Source organism: Falsiroseomonas oryziterrae, from assembly GCF_021864505.1.
GTDB classification, from domain to species: domain Bacteria; phylum Pseudomonadota; class Alphaproteobacteria; order Acetobacterales; family Acetobacteraceae; genus Falsiroseomonas; species Falsiroseomonas oryziterrae.
Window position 1 is genome coordinate 1 of sequence record NZ_JAKJIB010000448.1, and the last position, 2,622, is coordinate 2,622.

General features: G+C 76.0%; 3 protein-coding genes and 1 pseudogene. 2 read left to right on the forward strand and 2 right to left on the reverse strand.

The window, feature by feature from the left end; genetic code table 11:
• Nucleotides 1-90: 90 nt before the first annotated feature.
• Nucleotides 91-600: pseudogene (locus L2I40_RS24605) on the forward strand (hypothetical protein); the annotation flags it as partial.
• A gap of 76 nt (nt 601-676) precedes the next feature.
• Entirely contained in the window at nt 677-1,201 is a 525-nt protein-coding gene (locus L2I40_RS24510) for an AI-2E family transporter (protein ID WP_272910997.1), read from the forward strand.
• A gap of 34 nt (nt 1,202-1,235) precedes the next feature.
• On the opposite strand, the gene L2I40_RS21730 is transcribed toward L2I40_RS24510, so the two are convergent.
• The gene (locus L2I40_RS21730) at nt 1,236-1,862 is read right to left on the reverse strand and encodes an MSMEG_1061 family FMN-dependent PPOX-type flavoprotein (RefSeq protein ID WP_237217332.1); all 627 of its coding nucleotides are present in this window, start codon (nt 1,860-1,862) and stop codon (nt 1,236-1,238) included.
• Between the two features lie 32 nt (nt 1,863-1,894).
• Nucleotides 1,895-2,622 (reverse strand): META domain-containing protein (locus L2I40_RS21735; RefSeq protein WP_237217334.1); only part of this gene is annotated, 728 nt, incomplete at its 5' end.

The following is a 2,622-nucleotide window of genomic DNA, read 5'->3' on the forward strand; positions in this document are numbered from 1 at the left end:
GAACCCGACCGCCCCCCGCCCGGACGGGACGCCCAGGCAACCCGCCTCCCCCTCCTCCGCGTTCCGTCGCCGAACGGACGGACCGCGACGATGGACACCAGCCCCCCCGGGGCCCCGCCCCGGACCGCTTCCGCCTGGACGGCGGAAATCGCCTTCCTCCGCCGCGTCCTGATCGTCGCCGGCGTCCTCCTGGTCCTTCTCCTCCTCTGGGCGGTGCGCGACGCCCTGCTGCTCGCCTTCGGCGGCATCGTCGTCGCCGTCCTGCTGCTCGCCCTCGCCGCCCCGCTCGAACAGCGCCTCGGCTGGTCGCGCAGCACCTCCCTCGCCCTCGTCTGCCTCGCGCTGCTCGGCCTGCTCGGCCTCGTCGCCCTCCTCGTCGGACACCAGCTCGAAGGACAGGTCGCCAACCTCGGGGAGCGCATCCCGCGCGCCATCGCCGAGCTCGAGCGCCGCTTCGGCCTGCGGCTGCCGACACCCGAAGGCGGCCTCGACGCCGCCGTGCTCGGCAGCCTGGCCAGCCACGCCGCCGGCCTCGGGAGCATGCTGGTCGGCGCGCTCTCCGCCCTCGTCCTCGTCGTGGTCGGCGGCGTCTTCCTGGCCGCCGATTCCGCCGGCTACCGCCGCGGCCTGGCCAAGCTGCTGCCGAGAAGCCAGGCCCGGACGCGCGGAGGACGCCATGCTCGCCGCCGGCGCCGCGCTCCGCCTCTGGCTCGGCGCGCAGCTGGTCTCGATGGCGATCGTCGGCACGCTGGCCGGCCTCGGCTGCTGGGCGCTCGGCCTGCCCTCCCCGCTCGCCCTCGGGCTCTTCGCCGGCCTCGCCAACTTCGTGCCCCTGATCGGCGCGGTCGCCGGCGCGGTGCCGCCGGTGCTGCTCGCGCTGGCCGAGGGCGGCACGACCTTCCTCTGGACCGCGGCGCTGTTCCTCGCGATCCAGCAGGTCGAATCGAACATGATCATGCCGCTGGTCGAGCGGCGCATGGTGAGCCTGCCGCCTGCCCTGCTGCTCTTTGCCGTGGTCGCGGTCGGCGTCGTCTTCGGCCTGCCCGGCATCCTCCTCGCCGCGCCGATCACCGTCGTGGCCTTCGTGCTGGTCAAGAAGCTCTACGTGCGCGAGACGCTCGGCCGCGCCACCGAGGTGCCGGGCGAGGCGGAGGCGACGACGGAGCCGACCGCCGGGGCGAAGACGGAGGCGCGCGGATGACCGCGCCCCCCGCCGCCCGTGCCGCGCCCCGCGCTCAGTAGAGCGTGGTGCGGTAGGTCTCGGCGACGCGCGCATCGAGCGCCGCGCCGTCATGCCGCCCCGCCGTGTGCTCCGCCACCAGCCGCCCGAGCGTCGGCACGCCCGCCGGCCGCGCGCGCCCCTCCCACAGACCCGACCGGATCAGCGCCTTCGCGCATTGCATGAAGACGCTCTCGACCGAGACCACGATGACGCTCGTCGGCTCCTTCCCATCGGCCGCGTGCCGCGCCCGCCGCGCCGGATCGGTGGTGATCCGCGCCCGGCCATGCACGCGCAGCGTCTCGCCCACCCCCGGCACCAGGAACAGCAGCGCGACGCGCGGGTCGTGCAGGATGTCGCGCAGCGCATCCAGCCGGTTGTTGCCGCGCCGGTCTGGCAGGCAGAGCGTGCGCGCATCCTCCACCGCGACGAAGCCGGGCGCATCGCCGCGCGGCGTCACATGCGGCCCGGCGGGCCCGATCGTGCCGAGCAGGCAGAAGGGGCTTGCCGCGACGAAGGCCGCACTCTCCGGCCCCAGCCGGTCGCCCGCCTTGGTCCGCACCAGTTCGGACGGCGCGGGATAGAGCGCCTCGAGCGCGTCGAGGCTCGTCACGGCATGCGGGTCTGGCGGCAGCGTGTCCATGCGCGCCAGCCTGCCAGACGCGGCGCTGTGCGTCAGCCGCGGCGCGCGACGAGCGTCGTGCCGTCGGCGCCCTCGATCACCAGCGCGCCGTCCTCGGTGAAGCGATGCGCGCGCACCGACCCGAACAGCCGGAACAGCGCCTCCTCCTGCGCCATCGCCGGCTCCGGGCAGGCCATGCGGGTCGCCGCGACGCCCTGGAAGGACAGCGCATCGCCCGCCATCGCCCAGCCGCCGCGGAAGCGGTTGCAGGGCCCCTGCCCGAACACCGCGCCGCCGCTGCGCAACGCGATCGTCGCAGGCCGCGCGCCGCCGACCGCCTGCCCGCCGATCGTCTCGATCCGCCACTCGCCGAGCAGCCGCCCCTCGGCCGAGCCGCCGCAGCCCTCGAGCCGCGCCTCGCCCGCTTCCACGGTCACCCGGTCCGGCATCTCGACCCCCGTCATGCTGTCGCGGCAGGGCCCGGGCGCGATGGTGATCGCCATCGCCACGCCCCGGCGCTGCGTCGCCGCGCCCACCACCCGCGGCGGATCGAGCGGCGTCTCGTGCCGCGGCTGCCCAAGGCGGTCCAGCCGCGCCGTGTCGCCTTCGATCCGCAGGTTCCAGAACGGCTCGTTCCCGCTCGCGCGATACGACGCGGCCGGCGCCGCCCGCAGGCATTCCGGCAGCGTCCTTCCGCCGAGGGTGAGCCGCGCGCGGCCGCCGCGCTCCCAGAATTCCAGCGGCGCCGCCGCGCGCTCCCCGACATAGCGCGCGCCGGAGG